The sequence below is a fragment of the Bacillus sp. CZDM1 genome (assembly GCF_055502545.1).
This window is the reverse complement of sequence record NZ_JBUESO010000007.1, coordinates 221,161-239,227: the sequence shown is the minus strand read 5'-3', so window position 1 is coordinate 239,227 and position 18,067 is coordinate 221,161. Positions and strand designations below refer to the sequence as shown.

At 41.0% G+C, this 18,067-nt stretch carries 19 protein-coding genes and 1 pseudogene; 17 read left to right on the top strand and 3 right to left on the bottom strand.

What is annotated here, in order from left to right; all coding sequences use genetic code 11:
* The first annotated feature begins 40 nt into the window (after positions 1-40).
* From murQ to ACY3XC_RS17715, 6 genes and pseudogenes are all read left to right on the top strand, one after another.
* Complete coding sequence (gene murQ / locus ACY3XC_RS17740; protein ID WP_464869730.1) at positions 41-943, top strand: N-acetylmuramic acid 6-phosphate etherase; 903 nt, start codon at positions 41-43, stop codon at positions 941-943.
* Between the two features lie 25 nt (positions 944-968).
* Positions 969-1,823 carry a MurR/RpiR family transcriptional regulator gene (locus ACY3XC_RS17735; RefSeq protein WP_179156799.1) on the top strand — a complete coding sequence of 285 codons (855 nt, stop codon included), beginning with the start codon at positions 969-971 and terminating at the stop codon, positions 1,821-1,823.
* Between the two features lie 101 nt (positions 1,824-1,924).
* Entirely contained in the window at positions 1,925-3,286 is a 1,362-nt protein-coding gene (locus ACY3XC_RS17730) for a PTS transporter subunit EIIC (protein ID WP_464869729.1), read from the top strand.
* Positions 3,283-4,290 carry a MupG family TIM beta-alpha barrel fold protein gene (locus ACY3XC_RS17725; protein WP_464869728.1) on the top strand — a complete coding sequence of 336 codons (1,008 nt, stop codon included), beginning with the start codon at positions 3,283-3,285 and terminating at the stop codon, positions 4,288-4,290. The genes ACY3XC_RS17730 and ACY3XC_RS17725 overlap by 4 nt, the downstream gene beginning before the upstream one ends.
* 247 nt (positions 4,291-4,537) lie before the next feature.
* Entirely contained in the window at positions 4,538-5,167 is a 630-nt protein-coding gene (locus ACY3XC_RS17720; RefSeq protein ID WP_464869727.1) for an AmiS/UreI family transporter, read from the top strand.
* A gap of 141 nt (positions 5,168-5,308) precedes the next feature.
* A pseudogene (locus tag ACY3XC_RS17715) lies at positions 5,309-5,380 on the top strand (SEC-C metal-binding domain-containing protein); the annotation flags it as partial.
* 118 nt (positions 5,381-5,498) lie between these two features.
* On the opposite strand, the gene ACY3XC_RS17710 reads toward ACY3XC_RS17715, so the two are convergent.
* Genes ACY3XC_RS17710 through ACY3XC_RS17700 form a run of 3 tightly spaced genes read right to left on the bottom strand, consistent with a single transcriptional unit; the run spans position 5,499 to position 7,864 of the window.
* Positions 5,499-5,948 (bottom strand): PaaI family thioesterase, encoded by a 450-nt coding sequence (locus ACY3XC_RS17710; RefSeq protein WP_464869726.1) that lies wholly within the window; start codon positions 5,946-5,948, stop codon positions 5,499-5,501.
* Positions 5,949-5,963: 15 nt separating this feature from the next.
* Positions 5,964-7,514, bottom strand: coding sequence for a solute symporter family protein (locus ACY3XC_RS17705; protein WP_464869725.1), 1,551 nt, complete (start codon positions 7,512-7,514; stop codon positions 5,964-5,966).
* Positions 7,511-7,864, bottom strand: coding sequence for a DUF485 domain-containing protein (locus ACY3XC_RS17700; RefSeq protein WP_464869724.1), 354 nt, complete (start codon positions 7,862-7,864; stop codon positions 7,511-7,513). Before ACY3XC_RS17700 ends, ACY3XC_RS17705 begins: the two co-directional genes overlap by 4 nt.
* 272 nt (positions 7,865-8,136) lie before the next feature.
* On the opposite strand from ACY3XC_RS17700, the gene ACY3XC_RS17695 reads away from it, so the two are divergent.
* The 11 genes from ACY3XC_RS17695 (at position 8,137) to ACY3XC_RS17645 (ending at position 18,061) form a co-directional block, all read left to right on the top strand.
* A complete protein-coding gene (locus ACY3XC_RS17695; RefSeq protein WP_464869723.1) occupies positions 8,137-9,465 on the top strand; it encodes a phenylacetate--CoA ligase family protein in 1,329 nt (442 codons plus the stop codon).
* A gap of 279 nt (positions 9,466-9,744) precedes the next feature.
* The gene (paaA, locus tag ACY3XC_RS17690) at positions 9,745-10,701 is read left to right on the top strand and encodes a 1,2-phenylacetyl-CoA epoxidase subunit PaaA (protein ID WP_464869722.1); all 957 of its coding nucleotides are present in this window, start codon (positions 9,745-9,747) and stop codon (positions 10,699-10,701) included.
* A 15-nt stretch (positions 10,702-10,716) separates the two neighbouring features.
* Positions 10,717-11,076, top strand: coding sequence for a 1,2-phenylacetyl-CoA epoxidase subunit PaaB (gene paaB, locus ACY3XC_RS17685; protein WP_464869721.1), 360 nt, complete (start codon positions 10,717-10,719; stop codon positions 11,074-11,076).
* Complete coding sequence (paaC, locus tag ACY3XC_RS17680; RefSeq protein ID WP_464869720.1) at positions 11,066-11,869, top strand: 1,2-phenylacetyl-CoA epoxidase subunit PaaC; 804 nt, start codon at positions 11,066-11,068, stop codon at positions 11,867-11,869. The genes paaB and paaC overlap by 11 nt, the downstream gene beginning before the upstream one ends.
* A 26-nt stretch (positions 11,870-11,895) precedes the next feature.
* The gene (gene paaD, locus ACY3XC_RS17675) at positions 11,896-12,393 is read left to right on the top strand and encodes a 1,2-phenylacetyl-CoA epoxidase subunit PaaD (protein WP_464869719.1); all 498 of its coding nucleotides are present in this window, start codon (positions 11,896-11,898) and stop codon (positions 12,391-12,393) included.
* Between the two features lie 17 nt (positions 12,394-12,410).
* Entirely contained in the window at positions 12,411-12,713 is a 303-nt protein-coding gene (locus ACY3XC_RS17670; RefSeq protein WP_464869718.1) for an EthD family reductase, read from the top strand.
* Between the two features lie 2 nt (positions 12,714-12,715).
* A complete protein-coding gene (locus ACY3XC_RS17665; protein WP_464869716.1) occupies positions 12,716-13,492 on the top strand; it encodes an enoyl-CoA hydratase-related protein in 777 nt (258 codons plus the stop codon).
* An 11-nt stretch (positions 13,493-13,503) separates the two neighbouring features.
* Positions 13,504-14,277 carry an enoyl-CoA hydratase-related protein gene (locus ACY3XC_RS17660; RefSeq protein ID WP_464869715.1) on the top strand — a complete coding sequence of 258 codons (774 nt, stop codon included), beginning with the start codon at positions 13,504-13,506 and terminating at the stop codon, positions 14,275-14,277.
* A 22-nt stretch (positions 14,278-14,299) separates the two neighbouring features.
* Complete coding sequence (locus ACY3XC_RS17655; protein ID WP_464869714.1) at positions 14,300-15,820, top strand: aldehyde dehydrogenase family protein; 1,521 nt, start codon at positions 14,300-14,302, stop codon at positions 15,818-15,820.
* A 169-nt stretch (positions 15,821-15,989) separates the two neighbouring features.
* Entirely contained in the window at positions 15,990-16,862 is an 873-nt protein-coding gene (locus ACY3XC_RS17650) for a 3-hydroxyacyl-CoA dehydrogenase (RefSeq protein ID WP_464869713.1), read from the top strand.
* Positions 16,859-18,061, top strand: a complete 1,203-nt coding sequence (locus tag ACY3XC_RS17645) for a thiolase family protein (protein WP_464869712.1) — start codon at positions 16,859-16,861, stop codon at positions 18,059-18,061. The genes ACY3XC_RS17650 and ACY3XC_RS17645 overlap by 4 nt, the downstream gene beginning before the upstream one ends.
* The last annotated feature ends 6 nt before the right edge of the window (positions 18,062-18,067 follow it).

Here is an 18,067-nt window from a genome sequence, read left to right as displayed (position 1 = left end):
TCGCTTACAACTAGAAAAAGCTAACGAGGAGGATTAGGAAATGATCGAAGAAAATCTCGAATTATTAACGACCGAGTCCCGAAATGATGAGACGATGCAGATTGATGCAGCTAGTCCAATTGATATATTACGAATCATGAACGAACAAGACAAAATGGTAGCCCTGGCTGTCAAAGAAGTTTTACCAGATATTGAGGCAGCCGTTCAGTTTGTGTTTGAATCCTTTAAAAAAGGCGGACGCCTGATTTATTTAGGAGCAGGAACGAGTGGCAGATTAGGTGTTTTGGACGCTGTTGAATGCCCGCCTACCTTCAGCACAGAGCCAGAAATGGTTGTAGGGCTAATGGCAGGAGGAGAGGGTGCCTTTCTGAAAGCCGTTGAAGGTGCTGAGGATGATATGGAACTTGGCGTAAGTGACCTGAAGGATTTGGATCTGACAGAGAACGACACTGTTATTGGGATTGCAGCCAGCGGCCGGACACCTTATGTAATTGGGGCGCTTCGCTATGCACGAAGCATCGGAGCAAAAACCGTTGCGTTATCGTGTAATAAAAATGCCGCGATTAGTAAGGAAGCCGATCAAGCCATTGAGGTCATTGTCGGCCCAGAGGTTCTAACAGGTTCAACCCGTTTGAAATCAGGTACAGCTCATAAAATGATTTTGAATATGATTTCGACTTCATCGATGATTCTTTTGGGTAAGGCCTATGAGAATTTAATGGTCGATGTAAAGGTGAGTAACCTGAAATTAAAGGAACGCGCGATTGGGATTATCCGCAAAATTACTGGCGTTTCGTATGAAGTGGCTTTGGAGACATTAGAAAAATCAGGGCTGCAGGTGAAAACAGCCATTGTGATGATCAAACGTGAGACTACGAAAGAGGAAGCAGAAAAGCTATTAACAGTAGCGAATGGCTATGTGAAAATCGCGATTCAACAATAGATTTTGTGAAAAGGTGGTAATAGGTGTGGCCGCAGGCGGGTTAAAAATGCTCCAGAATATGCTTGAACAGCTTCCGGCTTCTGAGCGGAAGATTGCTCATTTCATTCTTGAGAATCCACAAAGTATTTTAAACAGTACGGTCAATGATATCGGAGCTCAAGCCAAAACGAGTGGAGCAGCGGTTATTCGCTTGTGTAAGTCACTCGGTTTGAATGGATTTCAGGATTTAAAGGTAAGAATTGCGGGCGATTTAGTGAAGCCCGCAGAACAAGGATATCGTGACATCGAGCCTGGGGAATCTTATTTTTCGATTGTCCAGAAGACCACCAGCAATAGTATTCAGAGCATCCGCGATTCTGCAGAGATGATCAATTACGAGGAATTGGAACGGGCCGTTCAGACATTACTGTCTGCTCAGAATGTCCATTTCTTCGGAATTGGCGCCTCTAATATTATTGCAAAGGACGCACAGCAGAAGTTCCTAAGGATTCAAAAAAATGCAACCGCTTTTACTGATACACATCTTGTAGCAACATTGATTGCGAATGCGAAAAAGGATGATGTGGTGTTTGCCATCTCTCACTCGGGGGAGACCGCAGAAGTAATCAAAGTAACATCACTTGCAAAAGAGCGCGGCGTGAAGACGATTAGTTTGACGAAATACGGACAATCCGCTGTCGCTTCGCTGGCCGATATTAAACTGTTTACCTCGTATTCTGGGGAACCGGCTTTCCGGAGTGCCGCAACATCATCACGTCTTGCTCAGTTATATATGATGGATATTTTGTTTTTGTCGATGGCGACGGTCCAATACGAGCAAACGATTCAGGCAATTGATCAAACAAGAGATGCCATTCGGTTTATTAAAGAAGGAAATTAACCTTTCAGGGGGTGAGTGTGTTCACTATTACACCATGTTCATTGGGGAAATAGATCACATGATTCAAACAGTAAAATACAACAGAGAGTAGGGGAAACGAAATGGCTGGAGAAAATAAAATATTAGCTGAAAAAATTCTCGAACAACTAGGCGGCGCTAGTAACATTGGCAATTACACACATTGTATGACAAGGCTTCGTGTTACACCGAAGGATGAGTCTGTGATTAATAAGGCTGCCCTTAAGAAAATCGAAGGAGTCCTTGGAGTGGTTGAGGAAGAAACCCTTCAAATCATTCTCGGACCTGGAAAAGTAAATAAGGTAACCGATGAGTTCGGAAAGTTGATTGACGCTGAAGGCGGAATCAATTTAAAAGAGAAAGCAGCGAGCACAAAAGCAGAAATCAATAAAAAGAATGCAACACCATTTAAAATGTTTTTACGTAAAATCGCTGGAATTTTCATTCCATTAATCCCAGCACTTGTTGCATCAGGATTGATTACAGGGATCACCAAAGCGGTTATTCAAGCAGGATGGTTAGCAGGTGATTCACAGCTTGCAACGATTCTATCTGTTATCGGCAGTGGATTATTTGGTTACCTAGGAATTTTAGTTGGTACGAATGCAGCAAAAGAATTTGGCGGTTCGCCAGCACTTGGTGCAATTGCCGGTATCTTGATTATTAACCCGGCGGTTGCAGGCATTCACTTGTTTGGCACAGATTTACTTCCTGGACGCGGCGGTTTAATAGGGGTTCTATTTGCTGCTATCTTTATCGCTTTAGTTGAAAAACGTGTACGTAAGTTTGTTCCAACGTCTCTTGATCTTTTCATCACACCAACGGTTGCTTTATTGGTTACTGGTATTGTTACTTATCTTGTCTTTATGCCGATTGGTGGATTTGTTTCAGATGTTATCACAAAAGGTTTAACTTCTTTACTTGATATGGGTGGTGTAGTAGCAGGATTTGTTCTTGGTGCAACCTTCCTGCCATTGGTTGTAACGGGTTTACACCAAGGTTTAACACCGATTCACTTAGAGTTAATTAATACAATCGGTGACGACCCACTTCTTCCAATCTTGGCAATGGGTGGAGCAGGTCAAGTCGGTGCAGCGTTTGCTATCTATCTTAAAACAAAGAAAACTCGCTTAAAAAGAGCGATTGGCGGTGGTCTGCCAGCAGGTATTCTTGGAATTGGTGAGCCGTTAATCTTCGGTGTTACGCTTCCATTAGGGCGTCCGTTCCTAACAGCCTGTTTAGGTGCCGGTGTCGGCGGTGCATTCCAAGCAGCATTTGGAATTGCAACAATCGCTATTGGGGTATCTGGGCTGCCACTTGCTTTCCTTGTTGTTGCAGGTCAAGTTGTTCTTTATTTAGTTGGGGTATTAATTGCTTATGCAGCAGGATTCTTGTTCACGTATTTATTCGGTTTCAATGATGACATGGCTGGTGAGTTTGATTGATCGGTATTTCCTTCTATCTAAATGATCCTTTAGCAGAAGAACGGATTAAACTGGCTGGAAAAATGGGTGTGAAGCGGGCGTTTACCTCGCTTCACATTCCAGAAGAATCTGGAGATCTAGCGGGTCGAGCAATGGCGCTGCTTCAGTGTGCGAAGGATGCTGGGATAGAAGTTTATGCGGATGTGTCTTTAAAAACACCTGGTCACTTGGGATTAGAAAGTTTGTTTGATTTAAAATCACTTGGAGTCAGCGGCCTCAGACTCGATGACTTTTTTGAAAATGAATTGATTTTGAAGCTGGCAGAAGAGTTCAAGCTTGCGCTGAATGCCAGCATTATCTTTGAGGATGATATTCGTGCTCTATGGGATGGCGGATTAAAAGCTGGTCAGCTGTTAGCCTGGCATAATTTCTATCCAAGAATTGAGACCGGATTGTCTGACTGGTTTTTTCAGCAGCAAAATGAACTTTTTATGAAATATGGAATCCCGGTGAGTGCCTATATTCCAGGTGACGGGGAAAAGCGAGGCCCATTGTTTGAAGGTCTGCCAACACTGGAAGAGCACCGTGAAATGGACCCGTTTTTATCGGCATTGGAATTGTTCCATTATGGTGTTAGTGATGTCTATATTGGTGATCCAGAGGTAAGCGAGGATCTACTTAGGAAATTAATTGATTTTGATCGTAATCATAGGATTGAGATTCGAATCGAAGGATTTCAAGAAGGCGAGTTCAAGCTTCGCCCTGATTTTTCCCGAGATGTTCTACGATTTATGGATACTAGAAGTGTTGAGTCAATACTTCCTGAGAATACGAGTGAACGTGGGCTTGGCAGTATCACTAGAGACAATGACGCATATGGACGGTATCGTGGCGAGGTCCAGATTTCCTTGTGTGACTTGCCTGCTGATGAAAGAGTCAATGTGGTGGGAAGAGTTGTCGAGGAAGATATCGTGTTTCTTTCCTATCTCAAACCTGGTCAAAAGGTAAAATTCATACATGTATAAAGAGAACTGCCTCCATTTGGGGGCAGTTTTTACATTGGGGGCTTATGGTGAAATTGGTAAAAAATTAATTTACTATTTGTTCAAACCTTCCTTAACTTTTGTTCACTATGTATGCTATATTTGTACAGGTATTAAATTATGCTATTTTTTAAGAAGGCAATTTCTTTTCTTATTCGAGAAGGGGGAGTGCTTTTTCTATTTTAAAGGAGGGGAAAGTTGTGAAAAGTCAGTTTTCGCAGCGATTACTATGAGTTTTGTAGGTTTATTTTTATCAGGTGCCGTATTATTTCTAAACGGACTTATGCTTTTAGGGAAGGCAGATTCCAAAGCGGTTGGGTATTTTAATCTTTTCGTCGGAGTTATACAAATCATAATTCCTTTTTACTTACTCATGACTTCTAGTCAAGGTAATTGGGATTTATATAATAATGCTGCTATCTTTCTATTTGGTTTAACGTATTTATACGCAGGGGTTACCTTAGTGAAGGGGCTTGAAGGCAACGGTCTCGGCTGGTTTAGCCTATGGGCATCTATTATTGCCGTCGTGTATACGGTTATCTCTTTTATTCAATTCCATGATGTTGTCAATGCATTAACATGGGGACTGTGGGCATTTTTATGGATGCTATTCTTTTTAACAGGTTCTCTTGGTAAGAAAATTGATGGCTATGTAGGGGGCGTGGCCATTGTACTATCTTGGGTAACACTTACGATGCCAGCCATGCTGTACTTTTTAGGCGTCTGGAATACACCAGCTGTCCAACAAATCTGGACTTGGGTGCAGATTCTGACCATTGTCTTTTTCGTAGTCAGCCTTTTAAGTCCAAAGCTTTCATTCAAAAAAGAGAAAAGCGGGCAGGAAGTTCAAGCGATATAATTATGAACATCGATTCTACCTATTATTCTTGTTATATCATTTTCCGATTGGGATTCTTTTTTGTGCACTATTGGATGGCGGATTAAAAGCGGATCAGGTTCTGGCTTGGCATAATTTCTATCCAAGGATTGAGACCGAAAAAATGACTATTGTCTTTGTGGCAGTGGAAAAAAGTACAAGAAGTGCTGTGAGGAGCTTGTTCAAAAAGTATGATAGAGTCTTAAGTACAAAACAGAGATTTGTGAAAAGAGACCGACTTCAATTTGAAGCCGGTCTCTTAATCTATTAAATAATCTCTGTTCGATTACTTGCACCGTCCGGTATAAAAGCTTTATTTATCCTGTTTTACAAAATAATGACTCTTTCTGTAAACCATGGCTTCCATTGTCGCGATTAGTTCATTTTCACTTTGGACATCGATTTTGTACCAAGCGAGTTTGTGATTTTTCTTTATTTCTTTGGCATTTGCAGTTAGAGTCCTGCCAGGTTTGCCAGCGGATATGAAATTAACATTTGTTGTGACGCCCACTGCTGTTTTGCCATATGAGTTGCTCGCAGCGGCAAATACGTAATCTGCAAGTGAAAAGATAATGGCCCCGTGAACTGTTCCATGTGCATTAAGCATGCGGTCGTCCGGAATTAATTCAGCTTCCGCCGTGCCAGGTCCGAGGTTTGTCAGCTTCATGCCAAGAAAAGCTGCAAAGGGTTCGTCTTTTAGAACTTGTTTAATTTCATCGTAATGTAAATCGTGAATAGTCTGATCATCTAATTGAATTGTCATGGAATTCTCCTTTGCTTAATGATCTTTTGCAGAGCTTATGCCATATCCAGTGTTTGACTTAAACAATACCTCTGCGAATTTATTTTCGTTTTCTTTTGACTTAGACAATACTGTACCTAAATATGCACCTATAAACCCAAGAGGTACGGTGAAAATGGTCGGGTTACTCATTGTGAAAATAGGGTCTCCTGTGAAAATACCCATTCCAGGCTGCGGATTCCATACATTCGGACTAAGCAAAACCAAAACAAGAGAGCTGATTAACCCAAACAGCATGCCGGTGATTGCTCCGGATGCATTAAAGCGCTTCCAGTAAATTGTGCAAAGAATAACCGGCAAGTTAGCGCTTGCTGCGATACCTAATGCAAGTACAGAAAGGAAAGCAACGTTTAGGGATTGTGCGAACAAGGCTAGCGCGATTGAAATAGCCGCTACACTAACCGACGAAATACGTGCTACAAGAACTTGCTGCTTTTCGGTCATTTTTCCGTCTTTAATAATTTCACCATAAATGTCATGGGCAAAGGCGGATGCTGATGTTAAAACAAGACCGGACACTACCGCTAAAATAGTAGCAAATGCGACAGCTGAAACGAATGCGAACAAAAATTCACCGCCTACAGCTAATGCAAGAAGCGGTGCGGCCATGTTTCCAGCAGGGTTAGCCTCAACAATACGGTCAAAACCAACGAATGAAGCAGCACCGAACCCTAGGAAAATCGTCATAATAAAAAATGCGCCAATAAACCATGTTGAATATACAACAGATTTTCGTGCCGTCGCCGCATCTTTTACCGTAAAGAAGCGCACAAGTAAATGGGGAAGTCCTGCTGCGCCAAGGACAAGTGACATATTAAATGAAATCATATCGAGCCCATTCGTGTATTTATTTCCTGGATTTAAAAAGTCATTACCGAGAGGTGTTGCTGTCTGAACGTGGTGGAACATTTCTGCGATGTTAAAGTTAAATCGGGAAAATACAATAAACGTCAATACGGTAGAACCGCCAAGCAAGAGAGCGGCCTTGGTTATTTGTACCCAGCTTGTCGCCCGCATCCCACCGAAAATAACATAAATTGTCATTAATACACCAACGAGAAGAACGGAAAGACCGTAATCAATCCCTAGTAGAAGTTTAATCAATCCACCAGCACCGACAAGTTGAGCAATCATATAAAAAATAGAAATGACAAGAGTGTTCGCTGCGGCGATCCCACGTACCTTTTTGGACTTAAAACGAGCAGAAATCATATCGGCTAACGTGTATTTCCCAAGATTACGAAGCGGCTCCGAAACAAAGTATAATAAGACGAGGAACGCGACAAGATTGCCAATGCTCATATAAAATCCATCGAACCCAATCAGCGCGATAGCCCCTGTAATTCCGAGAAAAGAAGCGGCAGACATAAAGTCACCAGCCACAGCCAATCCATTTTGCCATGCGGTCAAACCGCCGCCAGCTGTATAAAAATCGCTCGCATTTTTTGTTTTCTTAGAAGAATAATATGTTATTGTAAGCGTTAATAATATAATGCCTAAAAATAGAATCAGAGATAATGTACTCATCCGCCAAGCTCCTTTTGGTATTTAGTTAAAATATTTTGGGCCATTTTGTCATACTTCTCTGATTTCTTAAGGTAGACAATTCCACCAATCCAAACAACAGCGAATTGAAGAAGTGCATAAAACCATGCCCATGTTATACCGAGAAAAGCTTCTCCTTTTAATACATCTGTATAAGCAGCTAAAACAGGTAGAACAAAATAAAACGTAAGGAAGAAAGTAGTGACCGGGATAATAAATGCCTTTTTCTTTTGAAGTAAACCCATAAAATCTTCGGTTTCAACCAATTGATCATAGGGCTTCCTTTCGACATGTTCTTCAGCTAAGTAGCTTTTTTTTACTTTTGATTCCATATTAACCTCCCCTTAAATAATACGATTTTAAAACGATGCTGGTAAAAAGTGATATATATCACTCCTGTATTAAATTATCATGAACAGAAAATTAAGTAAATTAAATTTTTTTAAAATATTTGCCATTTTCCACTAAATTTATTAGTAAACACTATTGACAACGTGGAAATGTCGTATTAATCTGAAAACATATTACTAGATTTTTTATTTTCGTTTTAATTCCGTTATGTAATATTTTACGAAATGAAAAACAAATGAGGGGGACTGACACAATGTACAATCCTGAAGTTGAAACCGCTACCCGTACAGAAATGGAAAGTTTGCAGCTGACACGTCTTAAGAAAACGGTTAGTAATGTATTTGAGAATGTACCTTTTTACAAAGAGAAATTTGATGAACTGGGCATTACGCCAGAAGATATTCAACAGTTAAGTGATGTGACAAAGCTTCCATTTACCAAAAAACAGAATTTTCGTGAGCAATACCCATTCGGTCTATTTGCAGTTCCCATTGATCAGGTTGTCCGCATTCATGGATCATCTGGAACGAGCGGTAAGCCGACAATTGTAGGATATACAAAAAATGATATTGAAAACTGGTCAGTGATTGTTGCCCGTGCAATTGTCGCTGCTGGCGGAAGGAAATCAGATATTTTTCATAATGCCTACGGCTATGGATTGTTTACAGGCGGGATTGGTCTTCATAACGGAGCAGAAAAGTTAGGCGCAGCAACATTACCAATTTCGGGGGGAAACACAGATAGGCAAATTACACTTATTAATGATTTGAAACCGAGGGGTATTTGTGGAACGCCATCTTATATTCTAAATATTGCTGAAAAGATGGAAGAAATGGGGATGGACCCTGCTGGATATGGAATCGAATATGGTATTTTTGGTGCTGAGCCTTGGTCGGAAGAAATGAGAGCAACACTTGAAAAGAAACTAAAATTGAAAGCGGTTGATATTTACGGCCTAAGTGAAGTTATGGGACCGGGTGTTGCGATAGAATGTCATGAAGCACAGGATGGACTTCATATAGCAGATGATCACTTCCTGGTCGAAGTTATTCATCCAGATACGCTCGAACCGGTAGCAGATGGCGAAGTTGGAGAACTTGTTTTTACTAGCTTAACAAAGGAAGCGCTGCCAATTATTCGTTATCGAACAGGGGATCTTGCCGCAATTACTCGAGAAAAATGTAAATGTGGACGTACGACAACAAGAATGTCCAGGGTAAAAGGCCGAACAGATGACATGATCATTGTCAGAGGTGTAAACGTTTTCCCTTCGGAAATTGAACGGGCATTGTTGCAAGTTAAGGGACTCGTTCCTCATTATCAGATTCACCTTGTTAAGAAAGGTGCAATGGACAATGTTGTATTGCATGTTGAAGTTGAAGCCGATTTCTATTTAGGAATTGATGGAGACTTAACACATGCCAATGTTCTGAAATTGAAGAAGACGGTCCAGCACCATATGAAAAACACATGTCTAGTGACGATGGATATCGTTGTTAACATTCCAAAAAGCATCCCGCGTTCAGAAGGAAAAGCTATTCGCATTGTTGACAAGCGAAACAGTGCTATGATCAGCGTATAATGAAACTGTCATTATCACAGAAGGGAATGGTTATTATCAAGAAGAACAAATGCCATTCCCTGTCATTATAATCAAAAATTCTGGTGCGGCTGCACCGTATGTAATGCACGTTTCTTAATCAAAAATTGATTGATTAAAGTGGAGTCGTCACGGTATAGAGAGTATGCGTCATTTTTTTGTTTTGAAAAAATGACGCAATATTCTTGCTTTTAATATAACGATAAAATATAATTACGTTAAATAAACGTTATATAGTTTTTAGGAAAAGGGGGATTTGAAATGAGCGTTCTTTTAAATGAAACAACAGAACAGGAAAAGATGGAGCAATTTATAGCTAGGATTGAAGCTGGAGATAAAATTGAAGCCGATGATTGGATGCCAGATGAATATAGAAATACATTAATCAAATTGATATCTATGCATGGTATGAGCGAAATTATGGGAGCACTTCCTGAAAAGGAATGGGTGCCTAAAGCTCCCACTTTGAATAGAAAGCTCGGGATTATGGCGAAGGTACAAGACGAAATGGGACACGGACAATTATTACTTCGCGTTGCGGAAGATTTATTAAAACCGTATGGCAAAAAACGGGACGATTTGATGCAGGATCTTTTTAATGGAGACTTGAAGTTTCATAACGTTTTCCATATGGAAACTAAATCATGGGGAGATACAGGACTGATTGGCTGGTTAGTCGATGGAGCGGCTATTATCACCCAAACGGATATGCTTGGTGCATCTTACGGACCATATGCCCGTGCCTTACACAGAATTTGTGCAGAAGAGGTTTTCCACGCTCAACACGGAGAAGCCATTATTATGGCATTGGCTGAAGGTACAGAAGAACAGAGACAAATGGTGCAAGACGCAATTAATTATTGGTGGGAATCATTGCTGCTTTTCTTCGGACCGCCAAGTAAGAATGAAATGGGTGCTTCCAAACAAGATGTTACCTTAAAGTATAGAATCAGAACGGGCACGAATGAAGGACTTCGTCAATCGTTCTTTAGCAAATATATTAAGCGGATTCATTCACTTGGTTTTACCATTCCGGATGAAACGCTGCGATTTGATGATGAAACGGAAAAATGGATTTATAAACAGCCTGACTGGAATAAATTGAAGAAGATTGCTAGAAATGAAGGACCTCGTTCACAAGAGCGCTTGAATCTTAGAAGAATTTCTTACAAAAATAACAAATGGGTACGTGAAGCATTGGCTCCAAAAACTGTCTAAGGGAGGGGAAGGAACATGGAAACTAGGCAAGAATCTTATTTTGAAGAGTTTGAAGTATTTAGCCGCAAGACCCAAACTGCACCAGTACAATATCATTTTAGCTTGCTCGCGCCTAATGAGGATATCGCGATCCTGATGGCGCAGGAAAATTTTATGCGACGTGAAGCAGTGGATGATATCTGGGTTGTGAAACGTCAGAATATACGTAAGATGACTTCGGAAGAAAAGAAAACGCTTCAACGTTTAGATAATAAAGATTACCGAAAAACAAAAGGATATGGCTATTTAAAGAAAAAATGGCGGAAATACGAGCAAGAAATGCTTGACGAAAAGGAAATTTTGTCTTGGGCTGGAGGTGTGAAAAATGGCAAATGATTCATCAGTAAAGAATACGGCCATTAAAGAGTTGTTATTTCAATTAGCAGACGATGATTTTATTCATTCTTATCGTGGATCTGAATGGCTTGGCCTTGCTCCCCACATCGAGGAAGACATAGCTACTTCCTCTATTACACAAGATACAATGGGTCACGCGGCCATCTTCTATCAATTGCTAGAGGAACTCGGTGAAGGGAATGCCGATCAACTGTCCCATGACCGTCCAGCAAATGAAAGGCGTAATGCGATTATCTTGGAACTCGTCAATGGACCTGGATCATATATGGAGCAACCGGATTATGATTGGGCTTTTGCGGTTGTGCGAAATTACTTCTATACCCAAGCTAAAGCGATTAAGATTCAATCCTTACATTCAAGTTCATATGAGCCGCTGGCTGAAGTTGCCGTAAAGGTGCAAATGGAACTTTACTATCATCTAATGCACTGGAAAACATGGTTCGTTCAACTATTAGGATCTGGCCATGAAGAAGCAGTTTCCCGAATGAAAGCAGCTATTGAAAAAACGCTGCAAGATTTCCAAGGTGTTTTCTCTCTTGGAGAACATGGCAATAAAATTGTTCAACAAGGTTTAATTGAAAGTGAAGCGGTTTTACTGACTAAGTGGAATCAGGCTGTTTCACCTATATTGGAAAGTGTTGGGCTAGAAGGGCCCATTGTAGTAGGAATGGATCAAGGCGATGGACGCAATGGGAAGCACACAGAGGATTTAGAGAAGGCACTCGAAACTTTATGTGAAGTATACGCTAGTAACAAAGCAGCTTCCTGGTAATACGAGAGGAAAAGGGGGAGGGTACTATGTCTACCGTGTTAATAACATCAGAAGAAATCTATAAACTACTTGAAAACGTAAAAGATCCTGAAATTAGTACAGTCAGCATTCTTGATTTAGGAATGGTGGAGAATGTGGAGATATTAGGATCAGATGTTTCAGTAAAAATACTGCCTACCTTTCTAGGTTGTCCAGCTCTGCCTATCATTCAAAAAAATGTTGAAACAGCCGTTAAACAGCTGCCAAGCGTTGAAGGAGTGAGCGTAGAATTCCTGCGTTCCCCCTCCTGGACATCTGACCGGATTACAGAAAAGGGGAAAGCGGGGCTAAAGGTATTCGGTATCTCCCCTCCCCCTCGACAAATAAAAGAAGATGGATCGTGGCATATAGATTGTCCGTATTGTGACTCCACGTATGTCACGATGGAAAACATATTCGGACCAACGGCGTGCCGTAGCATTTTATATTGCAAATCATGTAAAAACCCATTTGAAGCAATGAAACCAATGATTAAATTTATGTAAATTACGGAGGGAATAAAATGGTAAAGTTAATTGCTCTATATAAGCAGCCGGAAAATAAGGAAGAATTTGATGAACATTATTTCAATGTTCACGGTCCGATTACAGAAAAAATCCCAGGTCTTCAAAAAATGGTTGTTACGAAAATAGTTGGAACACCAATGGGGAAAGACTCTGAATATCACATTCTATGCGAAATGTATTATGAAAATCACGAAGCGCTTCAACAAGGTATCCGTTCCCCTGAAGGAAAAGCTTCAGGAAAAGACTTGATGGGCTTTGCTGGGAAACTCGTAACCATGATGATTGGTGAGGAAGTATAAGGATGGGACTGTTTCAATATATTGAAACTTCTGTCGAGAATGAAATTGGTTTTATCACTTTAAATCGGCCGAAGCAATTGAATGCGTTGAACCGGACGATGGTCGGTGAAATTGTTTCTGCAGCAGAAGAATTCGACCGTGATCCCCAAGTGAAAGTCATCTTATTGTCCGGTCATGGAAAAGCATTTTCTGCTGGGGCGGATATTGATGAGATGGCCAATGACAATCCTGTTGGGTTGGAATTGTTAAATCAATTTGCTGATTGGGACCGGTTAGGTCTCGTTAAAAAGCCTATCATTGGTGCAGTCAAAAGCTTTGTATTCGGCGGTGGCTTTGAACTAGCCCTATCATGTGACTTACTTATAGCTGCTGGAGATACACTGTTTTCCTTTCCCGAAGTAACACTTGGAGTTATGCCTGGGGCAGGAGGGACACAAAGACTGACAAAGCTGGTAGGTAAAACAAAGGCACTTGAATGGATCTTGACTGCCAAAAGAATCAATGCAGAAACGGCCTTAAAATATGGCATTATTAATAAAATTGTCGCACCTGAATTATTAATGGAGGAAGCAATTAGCTTCGCAAGAACGATTACGGTAAAGCCGCCTCTAGCAGTCAGAATGATCAAAGACTCTGTCAATAAGGCAGTGGATTACTCCTTATATGAAGGAATGCAATATGAAAGAAAGAATTTCTACCTGCTCTTTGCTTCAGAAGATCAAAAGGAAGGCATGGAAGCGTTTGTAGAAAAAAGAAAGCCTAATTTTACAGGCAGATAAGGAGTTATGCTATGTACGAAACAATTACTTATCGGATTGAAAACGGGGTAGCTTGGCTCAGTCTAAACCGACCTGATAAACTGAATGCTTTTACATCACAAATGAATAAAGAAATTCAAAAGGCAATGAAACAATCGTCAAACTCTCATGAAGTGCGTGCGATTGTCATTACCGGAGAAGGCAGGGCCTTTTGTTCCGGCCAAGACTTAGCAGATGTGGATGACAGCATGAACTTAGGGCAAATGCTCCGTGACGATTACGGTCCGATGATAAAGGAAATCGCCAAATGTGAAAAACCAATTATTGCAGCAGTAAACGGTGTGGCTGCAGGGGCAGGCTTCAGTCTGGCATTAGCCTGCGATTTCCGTCTTGTCTCTGAGAAAGCGAGCTTTTTAAATGCCTTTGTCAATATTGGGTTAATTCCTGATTCGGGTAATCTGTATTACCTTTCACGAATTGTCGGTCATGCAAAAGCATTAGAGTTATCTATATTGGGAGAAAAAGTACCTGCTGCTGAGGCAGAAAAAATGGGTCTTGCTACAAAAGTAATTGGTGTAGAGGACTGGAACGAGCAAGTGACAGCCTTTGCAGAAAATATTGCAAGCAGACCAACGAAAGCAATCGGCTTAATCAAAAGATATTTAGAAGCCTCCTACCATCTTTCTTTTGAGGAATATTTGAAGGAAGAAGCCGAAGGACAACGAATTGCCGGCTTAACGAAGGATTATGTTGAAGGGGTAACGGCATTTATAGAGAAACGCAAAGCTCAATTTATAGGTGAATAACATAAAAAGGGAGTGGGGTTAAATGGTAAAAGTACAAGAAGCACCAATATTTGAAAAAGTAGAAATGAAGCGTGATTATTACCATCTAGTTATTAATGGCGAAAAAGTTGAAAGCTCTAATGGAGCGACGATCGATGCTTACAATCCTGCCACTGGTGAAATCTTTGCCAAGGTTGCAAAAGCTACACAAGAAGATGCAGAAAGAGCGGTACAAGCAGCTCTTGCGGCATTCGAAAATGGAAAATGGAAAAGATTCCCCATTAATAAACGCTCTCGTATTTTAAATAAAATTGCAGCAATTATGCGTTCCCGTTTTAATGAATTAGTTGAATTGGAAGTATTAAATAGCGGTAAATCTATTTCAGCTGCACAAGGTCAGGTTATGCAAGCAGTAGAAGTTTTTGAATTTTATGCAGGTGCCATTGTAGGACATAGCGGCTCCGTAAATAATATGCCTGGTCAATTCCAAAACTATACAGAGAAAGAACCTGTAGGTGTATGTGCACAAATTATTCCTTGGAACTATCCATTGAGTATGGCGGCCTGGAAGATTGCACCCGCAATCGCGGTTGGATGTTCTGTCATTGTAAAACCAGCTTCGTTAACACCGTTAACGGCCATTGTTTTAGGGGAAATTTGTATTGAAGCAGGAGTTCCGGCGGGAGTTGTTAATATTATTCCTGGTTCTGGTTCTGACGTTGGAAATTATCTTGTTGAACATCCGAATGTAAATAAAGTAGCTTTCACAGGTTCTACGCCAATTGGCAGAGATATCATGGGCAAGGCTTCTAAAACATTAAAGCGTGTAACATTGGAGCTTGGCGGGAAATCTCCGAATATCGTATTCGAAGATGCTGATATTGAAGCTGCGATAGACGGGTCACTATTTGGTATTTTCTATAATACAGGACAATCTTGTGAGGCGAGATCCCGCTTATACGTACACGAGGATATCTATGATGAATTTGTTACTAGATTCGTAGAAAAAACGAAAAAGCTTAAATTAGGAAATCCATTAGATAAAGAAACACATGTTGGATCCGTTATTGATCAAGGTCAATTAGATGTTGTCGATAGCTATGTTCAATCAGCTATTGCAGATGGAGCTAAAATCTTAGCAGGTGGAAAGCCGGCAGTAGTTGAAGGATTCGAAGGCGGTTATTGGTATGAGCCGACGGTTATTGGTAATGTGAATCACAATATGAAAGTAGTAAAAGAAGAAATCTTTGGACCAGTTGTCGTGATTATGAAGTTTAAAGATGAAAAGGAAGCTATTAAACTAGCAAATGATACAGAGTTCGGTCTTGGTTTAGCCCTTTGGACGAAAGATGGTGCCCGTGCAACTCGTGTGGGTAACCAAATTCAAGCAGGGATTGTCATGGTAAACTGCCCATTCTCAGCTTTCCCAGGAACACCTTTCGGCGGTTACAAACAATCAGGGTTCGGACGGGAGCTTTGTATTGAGACGTTAGATCTTTATACTGAAACGAAAAGTTTTATTTCCTATTATGGCAGCCGCCCATTAAATCCTTTTGGCATTTAATAATGTAAAACTTCTATCAGGGGGCCTGCTGCTGATAGACAGTAAATAGCGCTAAAAAATATTGAATAAAGGCTGGCTGAAAATATTTCAGAAAAATCATTCGGGTATAGCTGGATGGTAATCTGATTTTATCGCAGCCAGCCTCTATTATTTGGAAGGAGAAAGTTAAATGATTACAAACATAGTAGTCGTAGGCTCCGGAGTAATGGGAAGAGGGATCGCCTATGTAGGAGCAACCGGAGGATTTGACGTCACATTAGTAGATGTGAATCCATCTGCATTAGACAGCGCGCAAAAAGAGATTGATATTATTTTTGAAAAAGGTGTACGTTACGGAAAAATCACTTCTGAAGAAGCGGATGCCGCTAAAAATCGATTATTATATTCTTCCAATTTAAAAGAAGCTGCTTTTAAAGCTGATTTAATCATAGAGGCCGTACCAGAGCGTGCAGAAATTAAAAAGGCTGTTTTTGAAACAATTGAAGAACATGCACAAGAACACTGCTACTTTGCGACGAATACTTCCACTATGAGCCCGACAGAAATTGGTTCTTATGGGAAGCGTCCTGAAAAAACGATTGCGATGCATTTTTTCAATCCTGTACAGAAAATGCCGCTGGTCGAAATTGTACGCGGCCTCGAAACGAGTGATGAAACAGCAACAGTCATAAAACAGGTCGCTGAGAAAATGGGGAAAGAGACAGTGGTTATTAACGAATTTCCTGGTTTTGTAACAAGCCGAATCAGCTGCCTGGTTGGGAATGAAGCGTTCTATATGCTTCAAGAAGGGTTAGGAACACCTGAAGAAATTGATAAAGCAATCAAGCTAGGATTGAATTATCCGATGGGTCCATTTGAGCTGGGGGATTTAGTAGGACTAGATGCCCGATTAAATAATTTAAAATATTTACATGAAAAACTTGGTGAAAAATACCGTCCGGCGCCACTTCTTGAACAGTATGTAAAAGCAGGAAGGCTGGGCCGCAAGTCTGGTAAAGGTGTGTACGACTATACAAAAATTGAAGAGCTGGTGGGAAAATGAGGGACGTTGTAATTGTTGATGCTGTGAGAACACCTATCGGGAAGTATAAAGGAGCGTTAAAAAGTGTACGTCCAGATGATCTCGGAGCAATTGTAATTAAAGCGCTGACAGAGCGGAATCCAGGGCTGCCGCCGGAACAAATTGAAGATGTCATCTTCGGAAATGCGAATCAGGCAGGAGAGGATAACCGAGATGTAGCGAGAATGTCCGCACTTTTAGCTGGCCTTCCAGTGAACGTAGGTGGAACAACTATTAATCGTTTGTGCGGATCAGGACTTGATGCGGTTATGTATGCTGCACGATCTATAGCTGTAGGGGAAGGCGATATTTACATCGCAGGGGGAACGGAAAGTATGACAAGAGCACCATACGTCATGGCCAAACCTGAGAGTGACTTCCCTCGGGGATCGATGGAGCTTCAGGATACAACGATTGGATGGCGATTTACGAATAAAAAGCTAGAAGAGATGTATGGAGCAGATTCCATGCCCCAGACAGCTGAAAATGTTGCACAACGCTACTCGATTTCACGGGAAGATCAGGATCAGTTTGCACTTCAAAGTCAGCTGCGGGCAAAAAGAGCAATGGAATCCAATCGTTTTGCGGAAGAAATTGTACCAGTTCGTTTTCATGATCGGAAAGGAAACGAAGTTGTCTTCGATCAAGATGAGCATCCACGTCCAGATACAACGATTGAAAAACTTGCTAAACTGCGTCCGATTTTTAAAGGCGGGACTGTAACAGCTGGTAATGCATCAGGAGTAAATGACGGTGCATCCGCTTTATTATTAATGAGTGCAGATAAGGCAAAAGAACTTGGTTTGAAGCCCCTTGCAAAATATGTGGTTGGAGCGGTTGCCGGTCTTGAGCCTGCTGTTATGGGCCTCGGTCCAATTTATGCAACGAGAAAAGCGCTTAATCGGGCAAACTTAGCGGTAAACGATATCGGTCTTGTAGAACTAAATGAAGCTTTTGCATCACAGTCGTTAGAATGTATACGCCAGCTTGAGTTTGATCAGGAAAAGGTCAATGTAAACGGCGGTGCTATTGCGTTCGGACATCCACTTGGTGCAAGTGGAGCCCGTATTTTGACGACGCTTCTATATGAAATGAAAAAACAAAATGTTCAATATGGACTGGCTACAATGTGTGTAGGTGTCGGTCAGGGGATAGCGGCGATTATTGAAAATATAGAGTAGGAATTA

Coding starts and splice junctions, on each gene's coding strand:
- ACY3XC_RS17710 (WP_464869726.1), bottom strand. CDS start 5,948: ATGACAATTCAATTAGATGATCAGACTATTCACGATTTACATTACGAT.
- ACY3XC_RS17720 (WP_464869727.1), top strand. CDS start 4,538: ATGAGTTTTGTAGGTTTATTTTTATCAGGTGCCGTATTATTTCTAAAC.
- ACY3XC_RS17670 (WP_464869718.1), top strand. CDS start 12,411: ATGGTAAAGTTAATTGCTCTATATAAGCAGCCGGAAAATAAGGAAGAA.
- paaB (WP_464869721.1), top strand. CDS start 10,717: ATGGAAACTAGGCAAGAATCTTATTTTGAAGAGTTTGAAGTATTTAGC.
- ACY3XC_RS17655 (WP_464869714.1), top strand. CDS start 14,300: ATGGTAAAAGTACAAGAAGCACCAATATTTGAAAAAGTAGAAATGAAG.
- paaC (WP_464869720.1), top strand. CDS start 11,066: ATGGCAAATGATTCATCAGTAAAGAATACGGCCATTAAAGAGTTGTTA.
- paaA (WP_464869722.1), top strand. CDS start 9,745: ATGAGCGTTCTTTTAAATGAAACAACAGAACAGGAAAAGATGGAGCAA.
- ACY3XC_RS17660 (WP_464869715.1), top strand. CDS start 13,504: ATGTACGAAACAATTACTTATCGGATTGAAAACGGGGTAGCTTGGCTC.
- paaD (WP_464869719.1), top strand. CDS start 11,896: ATGTCTACCGTGTTAATAACATCAGAAGAAATCTATAAACTACTTGAA.
- ACY3XC_RS17730 (WP_464869729.1), top strand. CDS start 1,925: ATGGCTGGAGAAAATAAAATATTAGCTGAAAAAATTCTCGAACAACTA.
- ACY3XC_RS17650 (WP_464869713.1), top strand. CDS start 15,990: ATGATTACAAACATAGTAGTCGTAGGCTCCGGAGTAATGGGAAGAGGG.
- ACY3XC_RS17705 (WP_464869725.1), bottom strand. CDS start 7,514: ATGAGTACATTATCTCTGATTCTATTTTTAGGCATTATATTATTAACG.
- ACY3XC_RS17665 (WP_464869716.1), top strand. CDS start 12,716: ATGGGACTGTTTCAATATATTGAAACTTCTGTCGAGAATGAAATTGGT.
- ACY3XC_RS17695 (WP_464869723.1), top strand. CDS start 8,137: ATGTACAATCCTGAAGTTGAAACCGCTACCCGTACAGAAATGGAAAGT.
- murQ (WP_464869730.1), top strand. CDS start 41: ATGATCGAAGAAAATCTCGAATTATTAACGACCGAGTCCCGAAATGAT.
- ACY3XC_RS17700 (WP_464869724.1), bottom strand. CDS start 7,864: ATGGAATCAAAAGTAAAAAAAAGCTACTTAGCTGAAGAACATGTCGAA.
- ACY3XC_RS17645 (WP_464869712.1), top strand. CDS start 16,859: ATGAGGGACGTTGTAATTGTTGATGCTGTGAGAACACCTATCGGGAAG.